We start from the raw sequence: 18733 nt of genomic DNA, 5'->3' as shown, positions 1-18733 counted from the left end.
CGGCTTAGAAACTTCGATATTATGCCACGAAAAAAGATGATTGAAACAGATATACTGATAATAGGTGCCGGACCTACAGGGCTTTTTGCCGTTTTCGAAGCCGGATTATTAAAGTTAAAATGCCACCTTATTGATGCTTTGCCACAAATTGGCGGACAATTGGCAGAGTTGTATCCTAAGAAACCTATTTACGATATACCGGGCTATCCCGAAGTATTGGCCGGTGATTTGGTAACCAACTTAATGGAGCAAATCAAACAATTCCAACCCGGATTTACCTTAGGAGAAACCGCTGAAACCATTGAAAAGTTGGAAGACGGTACTTTTATAGTAACGACCAATGAAGGTACAAAACACCATGCTAAGGCCATTGCCATTGCAGGAGGATTAGGCACGTTTGAACCCAGAAAACCTATACTAAAAGACTTAGAGTTTTACGAAAAAGAAGACCGAGGCGTTGACTATTTTATCAAAGACCCTGAAAAGTACCGAGGTAAAAATGTAGTGATATCAGGCGGGGGAGACTCAGCCTTAGACTGGAGCGTATTCCTGACAGATGTAGCCGCTTCAGTAACGTTGGTACACCGACGTAATGAATTCCGTGGCGCTTTAGACTCTGTTGAAAAAGTACAGGAACTAAAATCCTTAGGGAAAATAAAACTAATCACACCGGGAGAAGTTGTAGGCTTCAAAGGGTCAGAACGAATCGAATCGGTAGACATTGAAGTTAACGGTGCTCGCATGAATGTGGTGACGGATTACTTCATTCCGCTTTTCGGACTGACGCCAAAACTGGGAGCTATCGCCAATTGGGGACTAGAAATAGAAAAGAATGCTATCAAAGTGAATAACGCGCTAGATTATCAAACTAATATTGACGGGATTTATGCCATAGGTGACGTGAATATTTATCCTGGTAAATTGAAATTAATTCTGTGCGGTTTCCACGAAGCTACTTTAATGTGTCAGAGTGTCTATAACCGAATCAACCCGGGTAAAAAGTATGTGTTAAAGTACACCACGGTTTCCGGTATTGATGGTTTTGACGGCACGCGCAAAGAAGCCGAGAAAGCTGTTGTAAAATCAATCGACTAACTATGGCACAGGATATTACAATAACGATTACCGACCGAGAAGGAGTTACGCACGAAGTACAAGCACCAACGGATATGAACATGAGCATCATGGAACTGGTTCGGGCTTATGAACTGGCTCCCGAAGGAACTATAGGCATTTGTGGCGGCATGGCCATGTGCGCGTCTTGCCAATGCTATGTTTTAAATGAGGTACCACTTCCTGAAAAAGGTCCCGATGAGGAAGCCATGCTTTGGGAAGCTTTTAATGTAAAAGAGAACAGCCGCTTGGGTTGTCAAATCCATATCACCGAAGCCATAGATGGCTTAGCCATTGAACTGGCCCCGGAAGCATAACAAAAAAGGCGAGATTACTTCTCGCTTTTTTTATGTTTTCAAAATTGTAACAATTTGAAGTATTATTCGTAAAATTGTAACAATATTCTTTTCGCCATAAATGACTACAGCTATCAATCCTTTAGGATTACACAAATTATTGACTTTAAAAGTTGATGATTTAGTGCTTTTAACCCACCAAGAACTATTTCGGAAATTTACGGACAATTTGCTCTTGCAATATGACTTGGAGCAGGTTGGGTTTTCCTCTTTTGAATTTGAAAACAATAGTTATACTGCTGCTTACTGTCTGAAAGAATCTCACATTTGTATTCATACCTGGCCCGAAAGTAACCAACTTACTTTAGATGTCTATTTGTGTAATTATTCACAAGATAATTCCGGAAAGGTTAAAGCCATTGCCAAGGAGTACATTGCTTTTTTTAAAGCCGAAATTATAAATGAGTTCGAAATTAATCGATAATAGGCTATGAGTTTTTCTTGTTTTAATTGTGATACGGTTACCGATTTTGAAGTCGCTTTTGAAGTAAAAACATTCACTTGTCCTTCTTGTCAAACGGTTTACCTGCAAAATGAAGGACAGTTTAAGTTTGCGAATCGATATCAAGAAGCATTTCGTTCCACTATCCTTGCGTTGGGTAGTAAGGCTACTCTAAAAGGAAAAGAATACACTTTGAGCGGCATCATTCAGAAAAAGGCTTATGGTAGTTTTTATTGGAGGGAATATATTTTGCACAATGAGGCGCTGGAGTTTTTGTTTTTGTCGGAAGCGGATGGGCATTGGATACTTTTAGAAGAAATAGAGGAGGAGTTTGAAGTTGACCATCATCCAATGACCGTTACTTACAACGGGACATATTTTGATATTTATGATTATACTACCACAGAGATTGTCTCTGCTTCGGGTTATTTTGATTTCGATGTAACCCAAAAAAAGATATTTACAACCGAGTTTATTAATCCTCCTTTTATGATTTCTGTTGAAAAAGTAGACGGAGTGCAAACCGCTTTTTATGGGGAACACATAACCAAGAGGGAGATCAAGAAGGCTTTTAAGGTAACTAATTTGCCCTATAAAAATGGGGTTGGACTGGTACAGCCGTTTATTTTTAATTTAAAATACCTGGCACTGACATTTTGTGCCGTAGCCATGTTGATTTTGCTTTCCGATTGGGCATTAAATAGTGAAAGAGTGGAAAAGGAAGTGCTCGATGTTACGATTCCTTTTGATAGTTACAACAACAAAGATTTTATTTCGCCGGCATTTGAATTGAAAGGGAGTTCTGCCCCAATGAACATTACGGTCTCCTCTAATGTTGATAATTCTTGGGCCAATCTTCAAATAGCATTAGTAAACGAAAAAACCGGGGAAGAGACTTATGCGAATAAAGATGTAGAGTATTACCACGGCTATACCGATGGCGAAAACTGGACGGAAGGATCAACCTCCGAAGACTTTAACCTGTGTGGAGTAAGCCAAGGAAAGTATCATTTGGTATTGACCCCAATGAAAGCCCCCGAAGATGTGACCAATACTGATATTTATGTTAAAGCGTCGTGGAATAAACCTTCCTCCAGAAATGTTTGGATGACCATTATTTTCATGGGTGCTTTTATGGCTTTGATGTATTTTATAAATAAATATTTTGAAACCAGTCGTTGGGAAGACAGTAATTATTCACCGTATAACGAATAAGAAAGAAATGCAAAACGTTAGCTCTTTTTTTAAAAACAATTATTTATCACTTTTAGTAGGTTTGTTTTTTTACTTGCTTTTTATGTACTACAATAGTGCAGGAAACAGCTTGTGTGATTGTGAACGAACCGAAAATTACAAACCGACACAATCAGGAAGATACCATTCCGTGAATCATTTTTATCACAAATAATTAAACAAAATCAATATGGATACACTATCAATGACACCAATTCTGAATTCGGTTATTTTTTCAATTCTGGGGATTATTATCCTTTTGTTGACGTATTTTTTAATCGAAAAAATCACACCCGAGAACACTTGGAAGGAAATTGTACAAAAGAACAATCTGGCTGTAGCCGTTGTTTTTGCAGCATTTATTATCGGGATTTCCATGATTATTAGTGCTGCCATTCATGGGTAAAAAACTTTTAAAATTCGAGTTTTTACTGCTTTTTGCCGTTTTCACTATCGCTACCTGCGGCTTAGTTTACGAGTTGGTAGCGGGTACTTTGGCGAGTTATTTATTGGGCGATTCGGTTAAGCAGTTTTCATTTATCATCGGGGTGTATCTCTTTTCGATGGGTGTTGGCTCGTATTTTTCAAAGTTCATTACTAAAAACCTACTCAATACTTTTGTTGAAATCGAGATTCTGGTCGGACTCATTGGCGGCTTGAGTTCGGTGGTGCTTTTCTTGTTGTTTGAAAGCGTTTATTCGTTTCAGTTGATACTCTATTTTTTGGTTTTCATCACAGGCTGCCTGGTTGGTCTAGAAATCCCGTTACTGATGAACATTCTCAAAGACCGAATCGAATTCAGGGATTTGGTTTCCAATGTGTTTACTTTTGACTATATCGGTGCTTTATTGGCTTCCATACTTTTTCCGCTTATTTTAGTGCCTAAGCTCGGGATTATGGGAACCTCATTATTCTTTGGCATGATTAATATCAGTATTGCCATCGCCTTGTGTTTTATACTTAAAAAAGAACTTAAAAAAAGTTTTGTATTGCGGTTCAAAGCTATTTTTTCTTTTCTGTTATTACTGATAGTGTTCTTGTTTTCGGATACTATTCTGTCTTACTCAGAAGGTAAAATGTATGGCGAAAATATAATTTATACCAATTCAACTCAATACCAACGCATTGTATTAACACACAATAAAAGTGACTACCGTTTGTATTTAAATAATAACCTGCAATTCAGTTCTTCGGATGAATACCGTTATCATGAAGCCCTGATTCATCCGGCCATGTCAATTGCCAAAAAGATTGACAACATACTGGTGCTTGGCGGGGGTGATGGTTTGGCTGTTAGAGAAATATTGAAGTATAAAGCGGTAAAAAAAATCACTTTGGTTGACTTAGATGAAGGCATGACAAAGATGTTCAAAACCAATGCTGTTTTAACCGGTTTCAATCAAAATTCGCTAAACAATCCTAAAGTTACGGTCTATAATAAAGACGCTTATATTTGGGCCAAGGCAGCTAAAGAAAAGTACGATGTAGTTATCATTGATTTTCCCGATCCGTCTAATTATAGTTTGGGCAAATTGTACTCCCTTAATTTTTATGCAACGGTTCAAAAGGTACTAACCAAAGATGCTGTTGTGGTAATTCAAACCACCTCACCTTATTTTGCGCCAAAATCGTTTTGGTGTATTAACAAAACGGTGATGCAGGTTTTTCCTCAGGTAGATGCCTATCATGCTTACGTTCCTTCGTTTGGTGAATGGGGCTACACCATTGCTATTAATGGTTTTGGTACCAATTTCAATCAGGTGAATCGTCAAGTACCCGGTTTGCGCTTTTACAATTATCAGTTTGATAAATTCAATTATTTTTCCCAGGACATGATTTCAAAAGACATTGAAATTAATCGATTGGACAATCAAATTTTAGTACGCTATTTCGATGAAGAATGGGGAAAATTACAATAATTCCAGGCGCACATTTCTAAAAGGGATATTGGCAACCACTGTGCTGATTTCTGTTGGTGCTTTGTTGCATTCCTGCAAAGAAAAAACGATTGCCTTACTGATACGCCTATCGGGAACAAATCATATTTTGGGACATCGATTGCGTGTTCAAAATTTTCCGAAACCAACCCAGCAAATTCATATTCCTTACTTAATTGTGGGCGGAGGGATAACCGGCCTAAGTGCAGCACGTCAATTGGTCAGAAAAGGTGTTTCTGATTTTTTAATGGTAGAATTGGAAAATCATTTAGGAGGTAATTCATCCCATGGAGAAAACCAATATTCCAAGTATCCGTTAGGAGCTCATTATTTACCGTTGCCCAATTTTGAGGATAAGGAACTATTGTACTTTTTAGAAGAAACCAAAATAATTTTAGGGTATGATAACAAAGGGTTTCCTGTTTTTGATGAAGAACAACTAACGATAGCCCGGATGAACGATTGTTTTATAAAAATAATTGGCAAGAAGGCGTAGTGCCCAAAACAGGAAATACACCGGATGACGATGCTGAGTTTAACTTGTTTTTCAAGAAGATGGATTATTACAGAGTAGCAAAAGACGCCACGGGGAAATTCTGGTTTAACATCCCGCTAAGCCTTTCTTCTCAGGAGGAAGAAGTCAAAAAACTCGACAATATAACGATGAAACAATGGTTGGTGAGTCATAATTTTAAATCAAAACCGCTTTATGATTATTTGGATTATTGTTGTCGGGATGATTTTGGTTTAGGCATTGAGTATGTTTCTGCTTGGGCAGGTATTCATTATTTTGCCGGAAGAAAACAAGATGCTACGGCAGACAAGAGAGATAGTGTAATAACTTGGCCCGAAGGAAATGCACGTCTGGCTCATCATTTGGAACCTTTTACAAAAGGGAAAACACTGAAAAATCATTTGGTTTTTGAAATTACCACCACCTCAGACAAGGTAATAGCCAAAGCTTTTGATGCTGCTACTAAAACGACAATTGAAATTATAGCCAACAAAGTCATTATGGCCACTCCACAATTTGTCAATCAATATATCATCAAAAACAGAAAAGAGATAGCCGCTCAATTTCATTACACCCCCTGGCTTTTAGCAACTTTGGTGGTTACTGATTTGACCGATAATTTCAGTTTTCCACTGTGTTGGGATAATGTTATTTATGGTTCTAAAGGATTGGGTTATGTATATGACCAACACCAATCACTGCAACAAATTCAAGATAAAAAGGTAATTACTTATTATTATAGTTTTTCGTCATCCGATTTAGGAAAAACAAGAAGAAGTATCTATAAAAAGAATAAAGAGTATTGGAAACAATTGGTTTTTGAAGATTTAAAAATAGCGCATCCAACTATTGAAGAAGCCACAGAAACTATTGATATCCATCTTTTAGGTCACGGAATGATAAGTCCTGTGCCCGGTTTTATTTTTGGAGAAGCCAAACAAAATGCAGCTGAAAGTCTTGAAAATAAAATCTTTTTTGCCCATAGCGACTTGTCAGGAATTTCTATTTTTGAAGAAGCTTTTCATCAAGGAATTAATGTGGTAAACGATATGTTGAAATGACACAATCTTGGATACATAAACCCAAAACCGACAGCCTTTTTATCTTATTGCCATCATTCTTAGTGTTGGCCATTGTGCTCTTGTTTCAAAAACAATTATTGCAAATTGAAACAGAGTATTCCTTTTATACCTGGCTTTTTTTGATTGTTTTTATAGATGTTGCGCATGTGTATGCCACGCTGTTTAAAACCTATTTTGTCACTTCCGAATTCCGGAAGAAAAAGAAACTTTTGATTCGTTTACCTATAGTCTGTTTTCTGATTGGACTGGTTTTATTTGCTTTTGGCAGTGCTGTTTTTTGGTCGGTTTTGGCTTATGTGGCGGTGTTTCATTTCATACGGCAACAGTATGGATTTATGCGATTGTATGCCCGAAATGAGCCTAAGACTAGGGCCAATGTATGGATGGATAATCTTGTGATTTATAGCGCTACGGGTTATCCTATGGTCTATTGGTTTTTATCCTCGCCAAGAAAGTTTAACTGGTTTGTGGAACATGAGTTTTTCAGCTATGAAAACCAATCCGTATTGACTTTTTTGGGATGGGTTTACTGGGGTGTTATGATTATTTATGTTTTGCGAACCTTTTATAAAGCCTATAAAGAGCAATTTTTTAATATTCCAAAAAATGCCATTATAGTTGGGACGGCTTTGTCTTGGTATTTTGGGATTGTTTATTTTAATGATGATTTGATTTTTACGATGCTTAATGTTGTTTCGCACGGAATCCCCTATATGGCTTTAATATATTTAAAAGAAATAGAGAAAAAACCAAAAGAAGAATTAGGCTATTTATATCGTTTCAAAGCAAATGGCGGTTTATTCATTTTCATTGCTTTTTTATTAATTGTTGCTTTCTCTGAAGAATATTTATGGGAAATACTGGTTTGGAAGGAGCAATTTTCTTTTTCCGCTTTGGACTTTTCTTCGTGGCAATTTTTAGTAGTACCATTACTTACGGTGCCCCAATTTACTCATTATCTTTTAGATGGATTTATTTGGAAAACAGATAAAAAAACATAAAAGGCGGAAATAATTTTCCGCCTTTCTTTCAATTAATCACAACAATTACAATAAACACTCGTACTATTTTTTGATGAACGGCAACGTCTTCGTCGCAGTTTCTTTATTTATTTTTATAAAGTAAACGCCTTTGGATAAACCGGAAGTGTTTGCTGTTAAATCAGTTGAACTTCCTACTTTAGTATGGTTTACCAACTGCCCCATAGCATTGTAGATGTCAAAAGAATCCGGTAACTCTAATCCTTCTGAAATATTAATCGTTACAAAATCGTTGGCCGGGTTAGGGTATAGTTTAACATTGTCAAACAAATCAAATCGCTGCGCTAACAAAGGAGCCTGAAGCGCTGGAGATGTTGGCAGTGTATTTCTTCTCGGTGAGTTTTGAATAACGGCTAAAACCCTTCCTTTTTGATTTAGCGTGAACGTGTTCATACAGATGTCATTGGTGTAATCCATATAATTTTCGGTCATATCGTTTCCGGCTGCAGCTGAGCAGGAGTCATAAGTGGCATTACAATCATAATTTTCATTGGCGGCTGCCGGAGTATCCGGACAATAATCCTTATAACTGTCCGTGGCATTTACAGTGCAAGATGAAGTGTCTCCCCAAATATGACGCAATCCGAAGCAGTGACCAATTTCGTGTGTGGCTGTTCTTCCCTGATCATAATCGGTAAAATAGGTACCGGTATTAGCAATAGCTTTTGACCCAAAGCAACGGTAATCAATGATTACGCCATCCGTGTTAGCAGCTCCGCCCACAGCATCTAATCCACCTAGTCCTGAGCTGTCCGGAAATTGCGCATAGCCCAAAACCCCATTCAATTCGGCACTGGAGCTGGTACTAAAGGCACAAACCCAAATATTAAAGTATTGTGTTGGATCCCAGCTGGTATTCGGTTTCAAGTTGGTTTCTACGCTACTTTCGGTAGCCCAACTGGCAACATTAAGATTAACGCGATCAATTCCGGTGGTGGCCGTTCCATCCGGTTTTCTTTTGGCCAATACAAATTCAACTTCCATATCTGCACCAACCGGATTCTCATTGTAACCATTAGTATTCAGCATTCTTCTGAAATCTTGGTTTAAAACTGTAATTTGAGAAATCACTCGAGCATCTGAAATATTTTCATTGCTGCCAAGTGCATCGCCATTGTGAATCACGTGTACTACCACCGGAATGGATATAACCGTATTCACGCTTTTTTGGGTTAGCATGTTGTTTTTTATAGCGGCTACTTTGGGTGCAATCCATTGTTCAAATGCTTCAGTAGTAGCTCTTGAGGGGTTTTTCTCTTGTAAAGATTGTTCGTATTCGGTTGAAATACATTTAATTAATCCATTATGCGGATTAATACTTTGAATCGATTTTCCGAATACTTTTCGCCCTGTGTCATTTTGGGCCTGACCAGTAGTCGCCACCAAAGACATCAAAAGCAAGGTAAAGGCTTTTAAAATAGAATTTGTTTTCATTATTGATTTTCAATTGTTTAAAATAGAACGCTAAATTACTATTTGTAAAAAATGAAAATAATTAATGAGATAAACCGATAAAAAACTGCGGTGAATATTTTAGTTTGTGCTACTTTTCATAATAGCAAATGGCCAAGTTGGGTTGTTGTGCAAATTCAAGAATGCTAAATCCATTGTCTTTTTCGAGTTCTGTGGAAACCAAATAGCGGTTGTTAATTATGTCTAAAAGCAATAGCATTGGAGAATAAAAAGTAATACCGATTTTGTGTTTCTTACTATCAGTGATATCAGTATTTATGATGTCTAATTCATAATTGGTAAATGGGAAAAAGTGATTTCCTAATACATCAGTTACTCTATGAAAATGACCTTTTAATTGTGCTACATAATCGTTAGCAGCCATACCGGTCAGAAAGTGTAATTGATAGGCCTTTTCGTTTTCGCTCAGCAATTCTCGAAATGTTGTTTTTGGGTTTTCTTTCGAATTGAAAAGTTGTTGTTGTATCAAGTACTCTTTATAAGTGTCTTCAAAAACATATTTATCCCACACAAAAGTAGAAGAGTTGTCTATTACGATTCGATATGCCAATCTGATTTTTGTCATAAGAGTAGGGCTTAACCATAACAAAAATAGAGAGAATTATACAATGTCTCTCTATTTTAAAAACACAAAACAGGTATTATTTATTCTACTAAAAACTTTTTACTTTGTTCAAAAGTACCTTTTTCATTAACCACTTTTACCTTGTAAATATAATGACCACTACTCAAACCGTTTCGGTCTAATACTAGTGAATTAGCGCCATAAGAAAAGTTTTTGTCAATGGGAGTGGCAATTAATCTTCCCGTCAGATCAAATAGTTGAACGGTAACTTTTGAATCCGTATTTAAAGACAGCGGAATTGTGGTGCTGCTTTTCATTGGGTTTGGATAATTTTGACCTAACCCAAATGCTTGTTGACTATTTTCATTTATACCCAATGTTGGTCCGGCCACATATATAGTATGATTTAAAACAAAGCCATCCGCTACACTACCGGTTACGGATGATAGTTCATTGGTAACACCATCTGAAAACACATTGTCAGACGAGTTATAAGTATAGCCGGTCATCCCTTTGGTATAGCCATAAGCTGTGGCATTATTGGCTTGAACTACCGCACTGGTTGCTCCTTCCGGGAATGCAATTTGGGTAATCAACAAAGAAGTTCCGGAAGCATTATAAATGTGTACATGAATATGAGTCGCTCGGCTGGTATACCATCCCGGGAAGATAGAGGTGAAACTCACTAATCCATTAGCATCGGTAGTTTGTCTTCCTCTTAGGAAAGTATTGGTAGTATAATTGACAGTTTGCATAGCCGTTCCGCCGTATTGCGAGTAATAACCATCCTTGTCACAATGCCAAATATCTACTATGGCTCCTTGTAAAGCGGCACAATTGGCGTTAATGTTATTGATGTTGATATTAATGGTAAAAGGAATTCCGGTTCGGTCGCCGATCATATTGGTTCTTATTAAAGAAGCCGGAGTGATGGTAGGAAAGGGTCCTGCGGTTTCACTGTTAGTAACCGAACAAGCTAAAGCGTTTTCAGAATTTGCCTCTTTGGCTTTTAGCATACTTGGAGCAGCCACTGCCAATCCAAGAAATCCGATACTGTTTTTTAAAAAGTCTTTTCTTTCCATAGTTTTATTATTTTACCAAATCAAAGTTAGGGTAATTGGCTGAAGGTCAAAATAAATGAGGTGAACGCGTTTTAATTTGCGGTAAATTTTTACTCTTGTAAGGCGGTTTCCAATAGTAATAAAATAGCATTTTCAGTTAAGGATTCATATTCAATTTCCGCAATTTCCCATAATGTTAAACTGTCGCGCGATTCTAACAACCGGTTTTGAAATTCGAAAGCCCCGTGAATAACAAACACAAAAGCCCCTTTTGTATTTTTGTCTAAATGATACAAACCTTCACTTCGGGAGTCAAAAATTCCAATAGAAACCTTGGTAGTTTCATTTTCATGAATTATAAATAGTTCATTCCGAATTGAAAAAGAGAAGTGTTTTTTGACAACGTCATTTTTAATTACTTTGGAAGATTGTAACCGGATTTGAAGGTAATTAATCAATTCGGTTTCAAACGGGTTTTGGAGTTGAAACACAGTGTCTTTTTCTGCAGAAAAGAGTAGCATTTCTTCCGTATTGATATAGTTTTTGTTGTCAAAATCAATTGTTCCTACCAACGGAATAAGGAGTACTTCCGAGGCATAGTCTACTGAAAATGTTTTTACTTTTTTGGGTGCTAATGTTTCATCATTAAATACGGTTATCGCTCCGAATGGTCTTCGGCTTTCTTCAAAATAAGCGCCAAAATTTAAAGTGGATAAACAGCGATAGGTTTCATCCTCTTCGTGTCCTCTGGATTGCGCTTTGTATATTTGTGCCGGACTTTGAGATAACATTTTATTGCAAGATTTTCAGAATTTCTTCTTTATAGGTTTCTCCAATAGGTACCGAAAATTCATCCACCTGAATGACTTTGTTTTGAACGGTTTTAACTTTGTTTATAGGAATGATAAACGAACGATGTACCCTTATGAATTTGGTCTCGGGTAGTTTCCCTAAAATATTTTTCATCGAAAGCCGGGCTACGATTTTGGTTTTGTTTTTTAAATGAATCTGAATATAATCATCCAACCCTTCAATGAGCAAAATATCTTCAAACTCGATGCGGTTCAGTTTATAATCGGCCCGAATCATCAAATGGGTTTGTACCGAAGTGTTGTTTCGGAATTGAAATTCGTTCCGCACTTTTTGTACTGCTATTTCAAATCGTTCAAACGAAAAAGGTTTTAGTAAATAATCGGTGGCATTGACATTAAAACCTTCTACGGCATATTCGCTAAAGGCGGTAGTAAAGATTACCATCACATCATTCTCAAGTAATTTATAAAAATCAATACCATTTTTGTTGGGCATTTGAATGTCAAGAAAAATCAAATCTACCGGAAATTTTTTCAAATGCTTCAAGGCTTCACTTTGCACAGTAAAGGTTTTGTCGAGCGTGATAAAATCGATTTGCTCACAAAAATGAGCAATAACTTGTAAAGCCAAAGGCTCATCATCTATAGCAATAGCATGAATCATTGGAGTTCGATTTTTAAATTTACTTCATAAGTTTTGCTGTCTTCGGTCACTTTCAAAGTATGCTTGTCAGGATAAATGAAATCTAATCGCTTAATCGTGTTTTTGAGACCTTCTTCTGTTTTCAGTTCTTCCGAAATCTCAGTAGCCACAATAGCATTTTTTACCGTCATCTGCAGTGTTTGCCCCTCAATTAGGATGTCTATTTTGATAAACGAATTCTCATCAGGATTGATGCCGTATTTGAAAGCATTTTCGATAAACGGAATCAAAATAAGTGGTGTAATTACTTTTCCTAAAACATCGCCATTGATGTCAAACGAAAGCGGGAAGTTCTTATCTATCCTCAATTTTTGTAAATCGATGTAGTCTTTGATGTAATTGAGTTCTTTCTCTAGCGATACATAATCCTGAGCACTTTCGGTTACTACATAACGCATAATGCCTGATAATTTTAAAACCGCATTGGGTGCTTCGTTTGATTTTTGCAGCGTTAAAGCATATAAGCTATTGAGCGTATTAAATAAGAAATGCGGATTGATTTGCGCTTTTAAATAAGACACTTCAGCATTGAGTTTTTCGTCATGAATTTCAAGTAGGCGATTGTTTAGTTTGATAAGAAAGGCTAAAGCAACTACCAAGAAAAACGGTATCAGTATTTGTGAATCAAAAAACTCGGAATGTTCAGGAGGCTCACGGAAATTAGAAGGGAAATGGTGTTTTTGGAAATGATGTCTCTGACCGAAAACAACTTCAGTCAAGCCAATTAAGATAGAGTATGAAGCCACCACCGCAATGGTAAAAAGTATTTTTTTATTGTTGAAATACAACTTAGGGATTAAGTAATAATAAGAAGCATAAAACAATCCCAATAGTAAAACAAAACGAACAAAATTCTTTTGAAATGGGGTAATGTAAACCAAGTTCCATCCTTCCCCAAAATCGGGCGAAGAGAAGACCGGGAGACTCAAAAAGGCCAAGCATCCCAAAAAATGAATCAAAAAAGTGCGCGTTGAATAGCTCATGAGCTTTTACTACTGTTCAAAAGTAAAAGTACTCAGAATATTTTTTAATTGAATAGGAAATGCGATGAATGCTAGTTATTTGTAGGTCAATAAAGTTGAAACAAATTAAACCAACTCGGGAGTATGCGTTATTTTTTCTTCAATGGCATTCCATAGACCGATTCGTTTTTCTAAAGCCATGATAGAAACATCTTCCACATCTTTCCATTTTTGGGCATCGTCCTGACACAATTCGGTTATCATTTGCATCGCCATCGGACCGTGTTCATCGGCATCCAATTCGATATGTCTTTCGAAATAATAAATCAGTTTAGCTAAGTCAACATCAGGGAAATGCTGTTGGAAATTTTTCAGGATTTCGGTAAACATAGTCGGAATCAAATCTTCTCTGCCAAAAGTAAAAGCAGCGGCAATTTTATGAGTTTTGCCTTCATCAATGATTCGGAAAGTAAAATCGAGGAAGTCTTTAATTTTAGGATGTAAACTACTTTGTTTGATGGCCACAAAAATATTGTTGGTAGCAATAACATTTTGCAAAAACTGATTCAACTCAGTAATATCGGCTCCACAACTTTGCATGGCTTCCACATACATTTCAAAATGACTTAGTCTTTTACCGTCTAAGGTCAAATCACTTTCTTCGGCTAAAACAATTTCATTAATTAAATACCGAGTCTCCGCGTTAGCACTCGCAAACCAAGGCGTTGTGGTGCAAGTCAGTTTGCTTTGCAAGGCTTTTAACAAAGACATAAAATCCCAAACGGCATATACATGACTTTCGAGAAATTGCTGCAAATCGTCAATGGTTTTTACTTTTTCATACAACGAATGTTGCAATAAAATAGCTTTTTGCGGAGTGATTTTGGTATTGATGGCTGAGATAGTCATAGCTTTTTTTAAATATATACGTAGGACAATTTGATTGCGGTTTTACCCTAGGCACAAATGTAAAAATGCTTCCCAAAACAGAGAAGCATTTTATATCAATTTTATTTATTGTTTAATCTTATTTAAACGCAGCAATTCCGGTAATGTCCATTCCGGTGATTAGTAAATGGATATCGTGCGTACCTTCGTAAGTGATTACACTTTCTAAGTTCATCATATGACGCATGATCGAATATTCACCGGTGATTCCCATTCCGCCTAAAATTTGACGGGCTTCACGGGCAATTTCGATAGCCATGTTTACGTTGTTTCTTTTCGCCATAGAGATTTGTGCCGAAGTTGCTCTGCCTTCATTTCTCAAAACGCCTAATCGCCAAGTTAATAATTGAGCTTTGGTGATTTCGGTAATCATTTCGGCCAATTTCTTTTGTTGTAATTGTGTTCCGGCAATAGGTTTGTCAAACTGAATTCTCTCTTTTGCATAACGCAAAGCGGTATCGTAACAATCCATAGCAGCACCAATAGCACCCCAAGCAATTCCGTAACGAGCCGAATCTAAACAACCCAGCGGAGCACCTAAGCCTGATTTGTTAGGTAATAAATTTTCTTTCGGAACTTTAACATTGTCAAAAATCAATTCCCCAGTTGCCGAAGCACGAAGTGACCATTTGTTGTGTGTTTCCGGAGTAGTAAATCCTTCCATACCACGTTCCACAATCAAACCATGAATTCTGCCGCTTTCGTCTTTGGCCCAAACCACAGCAATATCTGCAAACGGGGCATTCGAAATCCACATTTTGGCACCATTCAACAAATAATGGTCACCCATATCTTTGAAGTTGGTCGTCATCCCGCCCGGATTGGAACCGTGATCAGGTTCTGTCAAACCAAAACAACCGATGAATTCTCCGGTAGCCAGTTTTGGCAAATATTTCATGCGTTGTTCTTCGTTTCCGTATTTCCAAATCGGATACATAACCAAGGATGATTGTACCGATGAGGTAGAACGCACACCCGAGTCGCCTCTTTCAATTTCTTGCATGATTAAACCATATGAAATTTGGTCTAAACCGGCACCACCATATTCTTCAGGAATATAAGGACCAAAACCGCCAATTTCGCCCAAACCTTTAATGATTTGCTTTGGAAATTCAGCACGTTGTGCATAGTCTTCTATAATGGGAGAAACTTCGCGTTTTACCCACGCACGGGCCGAATCACGAACTAATTTGTGTTCTTCCGTTAATAAATCATCTAACAAATAGTAATCGGGAGCTTGAAATAAATCTGGTTTCATATGTCGCTTCTGTTGTTTTTTTATAATCGTGTGAATGGCCTTTGGCTCTTTCTTTTTTCGGTTTACGAAAACGTTTGCAAATTTAGACAAACTATATTTAGAAACAAATGAACAAATGTTATTTATTCCTATGAGAGGTTAGAATAAACCGGTTTCCTACTAAAGTATTTTTGGCACTCCGAAGTCCTTACTTTATACTCCGAAGCCCTTTTGAGGCATTCCGCAAATCGTGGATTGCTATACGAAGTTTGTTTTTTCAGTCCGAAGATTTCCCCATGCATTCCGAAAACAGTTCTATGCATTCCGAAGCCTGTTTCAGTCACTCCGAAGACCGTTTCACGCGCTCCGAAGACCGTTTCACGGCAATGTTCAAGGCTCAGGAAGGCCCTGTTTTGTTGAGAAAACACGATTTTCGAAGGGAGGAGGGTTAGAGCTTTTTAAAAGCGTCTTTTTTAGTGAGTAAAAAATCCAGCAGCGCCAATTCATTCTGTTGTTCTACCAGTGTGATGGCTTTTGGATCGGCTTCGCAAAAAGAAATAAACAGATTGATTTCTTCGGGTTTAAGGTTGAGCTTTTTGGTGTAAAAATCGGTGTCATAATTCGCCGCGAGATACTCTTTAAAAGTGATGGCCGGAATTATTTTTTTAGGTTCCTTGTCTTTGTTTTTGAACAAACGGATAAGTCTTTGGCCCAAATTTATGAAATCAACTCCGTTTACAATAGTGCCGTCATACACTCCCAAAACCTTAGGGGCTCTTGATTGCCGGTTGATTTTTATTTCATCTATTTCATCCTGCGTCAGTTTTAGTTTTATGTTTTGAACCCTGACAACGTCTACATTATCCAATTCAATTGGTTTCTTTTCTAAAAGAATGAGCAGATTTTTTTGGTCAAAATCAACTTGAGTTAGCGTGATTTTTTGATCGACATAGTCTTTTGAAATGATGAAAAGCACATCACCCACTTGGGCCAAAATACTGAAGTTTCCCTGGCTGTCAGTAGTGACATTTTTTTTCGAATTCAGGTTTACAAGGTCAACCTCATTTACGGGTGTGGTGCCCGATTTGACTATACCATGCAACCATTTTTCATTTTGTGAAAAGCCAAAAAAGAAACTGAAAAAGAAGGATAAAAAGAGTAGTGTTTGTTTCAAAAGTGTCGACGATTAAGATATAATGTTCTAAATTATAGCTTTCGTTTACCTTTAGTAATAAAGAATTGTTAATTGTGATTTTTTTAAATCAAGGAAGATTACATCTTTAAGTAGAAATCTTTTGTCAGCGCAATGTAGTCTTCGGTGTACTGGTGGCGAGCGGTTTCGATGATGAGCTCGTCTGTATTTACAGTCTCGTTTTGCGCAAACGAAAAGGCCAGCAAACTTCTTTTGATTTCGGTAGAGGGTGTTCCTTTTACACGGGTAATTTTGAAAGGATACAAAAGACATTCTTTGGCCAAGCCAATAAATTTTTCTTCCTCTTTATACGGAATGATGACAGCCAAGATGCCGTTTTCTGAAAGCAATAAAGAAGCCGCTTCGATTAAATCCTCAAAAGGCAAAGCGTCCTGAAAGCGGGCTAAATCGCGTTGATCATTTTCAGTTTTATAATCTTCGGAATAAAAGGGCGGATTGGAAACAATTAAATCATATTCGTCTTCGGGCTCTTCCATGAATTCATCTAAACCGGCGTGGTAGCAATACAAGCGGTCTGACCAAGGTGAATTTTCGAAGTTTTCTACACATTGTTCAAAAGCTTCTTCGTCAATTTCAAGGGCATCAATTTGTTCGGCTGCGCTTCTTTGGGCTATCATTAATGACAAGATTCCGGTTCCGGCACCAATATCTAAAACCGAAAAAGGAGTATTGGTAATGGGAGTCCAAGCGCCAAGCAAAACACCATCGGTGCCTACTTTCATAGCGCAACGGTCTTGGTTTACGGAGAATTTTTTGAATTTAAACATGTAAGATGAAAGTCAAAAGTTAGAGATACCCCTAGCCCCGATTGGAGCAAGCTACCATGTAGCGCGGAAAGCGGGAATAGCTCCTAAAGATACATTTCGATTAAGCCTTCCGGTAAATCCATTACCACTTTTTTGTTCTTGCGGTCAATTTCAACTAAAAAATGGTCAATCATCGGAATTAGGATTTCCACTTCGCCATTCAATACTTCAAAAAGAGGCTGAGCGGAAGTATCATTAATGGATTGGATTACACCAACAACACCAAGGCGCTTGTCTTCGACTTCAAAACCAACAACTTCGTGGAAATAAAATTTATTGCCTTCGAGTTTGGGCAACATGGATAAAGGAAGGTAGATATCACAACCGATAAGTTTGTCGGCTTCATCTTCGGAGTCAACATCTTCAAATTGAACTCGGAGGAAATCATTTTTGTGCAGGGCACTGTTTTCAATAAAATATGGAATCAGATTTTTGTTGAATTCAACAAATACTGATTCCATATCTTCATATAATTCGGGCTCGTCTGTATCTAAATAGATAAGAACTTCCCCTTTGAAACTAAATTTTTTTGCAATTTTACCTAAATAGAAACAATCGTCTTTACGCATAATTGCTCTAAAATATTAAGCTTCTGTTTCTTCGCTGGTTTCTTCAGCAGCAGGAGCCTCTTCAACAGCCGGTGCTTCTTCAGCAGCAGGTGTTTCTTCAACAGCTACTTCAGCTACAACTTCTGCAGTTTCTTCAGCTACAGTTTCTTCAACGGCAACTTCTTCAGCAACTTCTTCAGCTTTTGCAGCTTCAACAGCGGCAGCAGCACGTTTTTCGTTAGCTACTTTTTCAGCTTTTAAAGCTTTTGCTTTTTCAGCTTCTTGCGCTTTAGTTAAACCTTCTTTTTTAGCGGTTACTTTACCTGCTTTTTCTTCTAACCATTTAGCCAATTTAGCATCAGCTTGCTCTTGCGTTAAAGCTCCTTTACGAACTCCACCGTCAAGGTGATGTTTCATTAAGGCACCTTTGTAAGAAAGGATAGCTCTTGCTGTATCAGTTGGTTGAGCTCCATTGTGTAACCATTGAACCGCTTGATCCAAGTTTAAATCAATAGTAGCAGGATTGGTGTTTGGATTGTAGATTCCTAATTTTTCTAAGAATTTACCATCTCTTTTTGAACGAGCATCAGCGGCTACGATCCAATAAAAAGGTTTCCCTTTTTTTCCGTGTCTTTGTAATCTAATTTTTACTGACATAATCTTTTTGATTAATTTGAGGTACTCGACC

Annotated in this window: 21 protein-coding genes; 9 read left to right on the top strand and 12 right to left on the bottom strand. The window is 37.4% G+C overall.

All coding sequences use genetic code 11. From position 1 onward, the window contains the following. The first annotated feature begins 36 nt into the window (after positions 1-36). The 9 genes from GUU89_RS03115 to GUU89_RS03080 all read left to right on the top strand — a co-directional run bounded on the left by GUU89_RS03115 (position 37) and on the right by GUU89_RS03080 (position 7678). Positions 37-1095, top strand: coding sequence for an NAD(P)/FAD-dependent oxidoreductase (locus GUU89_RS03115; RefSeq protein ID WP_162128614.1), 1059 nt, complete (start codon positions 37-39; stop codon positions 1093-1095). A 2-nt stretch (positions 1096-1097) separates the two neighbouring features. Further along, on the top strand, positions 1098-1430 hold the full coding sequence (locus GUU89_RS03110; protein ID WP_162126553.1) for a 2Fe-2S iron-sulfur cluster-binding family protein: 333 nt from the start codon (positions 1098-1100) through the stop codon (positions 1428-1430). A 100-nt stretch (positions 1431-1530) separates the two neighbouring features. After that, a complete protein-coding gene (locus tag GUU89_RS03105; protein WP_162126552.1) occupies positions 1531-1893 on the top strand; it encodes an S-adenosylmethionine decarboxylase family protein in 363 nt (120 codons plus the stop codon). Positions 1894-1899: 6 nt separating this feature from the next. Continuing rightward, positions 1900-3126: a DUF4178 domain-containing protein gene (locus tag GUU89_RS03100; RefSeq protein WP_162126551.1), complete on the top strand. Its 1227-nt coding sequence runs from the start codon at positions 1900-1902 to the stop codon at positions 3124-3126. A gap of 208 nt (positions 3127-3334) precedes the next feature. Next, positions 3335-3550, top strand: a complete 216-nt coding sequence (locus GUU89_RS03095; RefSeq protein WP_162126550.1) for a DUF350 domain-containing protein — start codon at positions 3335-3337, stop codon at positions 3548-3550. Continuing rightward, positions 3543-5063: a polyamine aminopropyltransferase gene (locus GUU89_RS03090; RefSeq protein ID WP_162126549.1), complete on the top strand. Its 1521-nt coding sequence runs from the start codon at positions 3543-3545 to the stop codon at positions 5061-5063. Before GUU89_RS03095 ends, GUU89_RS03090 begins: the two co-directional genes overlap by 8 nt. A 28-nt stretch (positions 5064-5091) precedes the next feature. Continuing rightward, positions 5092-5577: an NAD(P)-binding protein gene (locus GUU89_RS14920; RefSeq protein WP_235921952.1), complete on the top strand. Its 486-nt coding sequence runs from the start codon at positions 5092-5094 to the stop codon at positions 5575-5577. Next, positions 5544-6656: a twin-arginine translocation pathway signal protein gene (locus GUU89_RS03085; protein ID WP_235921951.1), complete on the top strand. Its 1113-nt coding sequence runs from the start codon at positions 5544-5546 to the stop codon at positions 6654-6656. Before GUU89_RS14920 ends, GUU89_RS03085 begins: the two co-directional genes overlap by 34 nt. After that, positions 6653-7678, top strand: a complete 1026-nt coding sequence (locus GUU89_RS03080) for a hypothetical protein (RefSeq protein ID WP_162126548.1) — start codon at positions 6653-6655, stop codon at positions 7676-7678. The genes GUU89_RS03085 and GUU89_RS03080 overlap by 4 nt, the downstream gene beginning before the upstream one ends. A gap of 63 nt (positions 7679-7741) precedes the next feature. Here GUU89_RS03080 and GUU89_RS03075 read toward each other — a convergent pair whose 3' ends face one another. The 12 genes from GUU89_RS03075 to GUU89_RS03020 all read right to left on the bottom strand — a co-directional run bounded on the left by GUU89_RS03075 (position 7742) and on the right by GUU89_RS03020 (position 18702). Then, the gene (locus tag GUU89_RS03075; protein WP_162126547.1) at positions 7742-9151 is read right to left on the bottom strand and encodes a T9SS type A sorting domain-containing protein; all 1410 of its coding nucleotides are present in this window, start codon (positions 9149-9151) and stop codon (positions 7742-7744) included. Between the two features lie 109 nt (positions 9152-9260). Beyond that, the gene (locus GUU89_RS03070) at positions 9261-9755 is read right to left on the bottom strand and encodes a hypothetical protein (RefSeq protein WP_162126546.1); all 495 of its coding nucleotides are present in this window, start codon (positions 9753-9755) and stop codon (positions 9261-9263) included. Between the two features lie 80 nt (positions 9756-9835). After that, complete coding sequence (locus tag GUU89_RS03065; RefSeq protein ID WP_162126545.1) at positions 9836-10837, bottom strand: T9SS type A sorting domain-containing protein; 1002 nt, start codon at positions 10835-10837, stop codon at positions 9836-9838. 89 nt (positions 10838-10926) lie between these two features. Then, positions 10927-11607, bottom strand: a complete 681-nt coding sequence (locus GUU89_RS03060) for a pirin family protein (RefSeq protein ID WP_162126544.1) — start codon at positions 11605-11607, stop codon at positions 10927-10929. Between the two features lies 1 nt (position 11608). Further along, on the bottom strand, positions 11609-12292 hold the full coding sequence (locus GUU89_RS03055) for a LytR/AlgR family response regulator transcription factor (protein ID WP_162126543.1): 684 nt from the start codon (positions 12290-12292) through the stop codon (positions 11609-11611). Then, on the bottom strand, positions 12289-13314 hold the full coding sequence (locus tag GUU89_RS03050; RefSeq protein ID WP_162126542.1) for a sensor histidine kinase: 1026 nt from the start codon (positions 13312-13314) through the stop codon (positions 12289-12291). Before GUU89_RS03050 ends, GUU89_RS03055 begins: the two co-directional genes overlap by 4 nt. Before the next feature lie 105 nt (positions 13315-13419). Then, positions 13420-14202, bottom strand: coding sequence for a DUF3050 domain-containing protein (locus GUU89_RS03045; protein WP_162126541.1), 783 nt, complete (start codon positions 14200-14202; stop codon positions 13420-13422). Between the two features lie 118 nt (positions 14203-14320). Then, entirely contained in the window at positions 14321-15499 is a 1179-nt protein-coding gene (locus GUU89_RS03040; RefSeq protein WP_162126540.1) for an acyl-CoA dehydrogenase family protein, read from the bottom strand. Between the two features lie 427 nt (positions 15500-15926). Next, on the bottom strand, positions 15927-16652 hold the full coding sequence (locus GUU89_RS03035; protein WP_162126539.1) for a hypothetical protein: 726 nt from the start codon (positions 16650-16652) through the stop codon (positions 15927-15929). Positions 16653-16750: 98 nt separating this feature from the next. Next, positions 16751-17458 carry a tRNA1(Val) (adenine(37)-N6)-methyltransferase gene (locus GUU89_RS03030; RefSeq protein WP_162126538.1) on the bottom strand — a complete coding sequence of 236 codons (708 nt, stop codon included), beginning with the start codon at positions 17456-17458 and terminating at the stop codon, positions 16751-16753. A gap of 83 nt (positions 17459-17541) precedes the next feature. Next, a complete protein-coding gene (rimM, locus tag GUU89_RS03025) occupies positions 17542-18066 on the bottom strand; it encodes a ribosome maturation factor RimM (protein WP_162126537.1) in 525 nt (174 codons plus the stop codon). Positions 18067-18081: 15 nt separating this feature from the next. After that, positions 18082-18702, bottom strand: a complete 621-nt coding sequence (locus GUU89_RS03020) for a 30S ribosomal protein S16 (protein WP_162126536.1) — start codon at positions 18700-18702, stop codon at positions 18082-18084. Between the last annotated feature and the right edge of the window lie 31 nt (positions 18703-18733).

The sequence above is a fragment of the Flavobacterium phycosphaerae genome, assembly GCF_010119235.1.
Classification (GTDB): Bacteria; Bacteroidota; Bacteroidia; order Flavobacteriales; family Flavobacteriaceae; genus Flavobacterium; species Flavobacterium phycosphaerae.
Note: the sequence above shows the minus strand (reverse complement) of the source record. Positions and strands in the feature narration are given on the sequence as shown.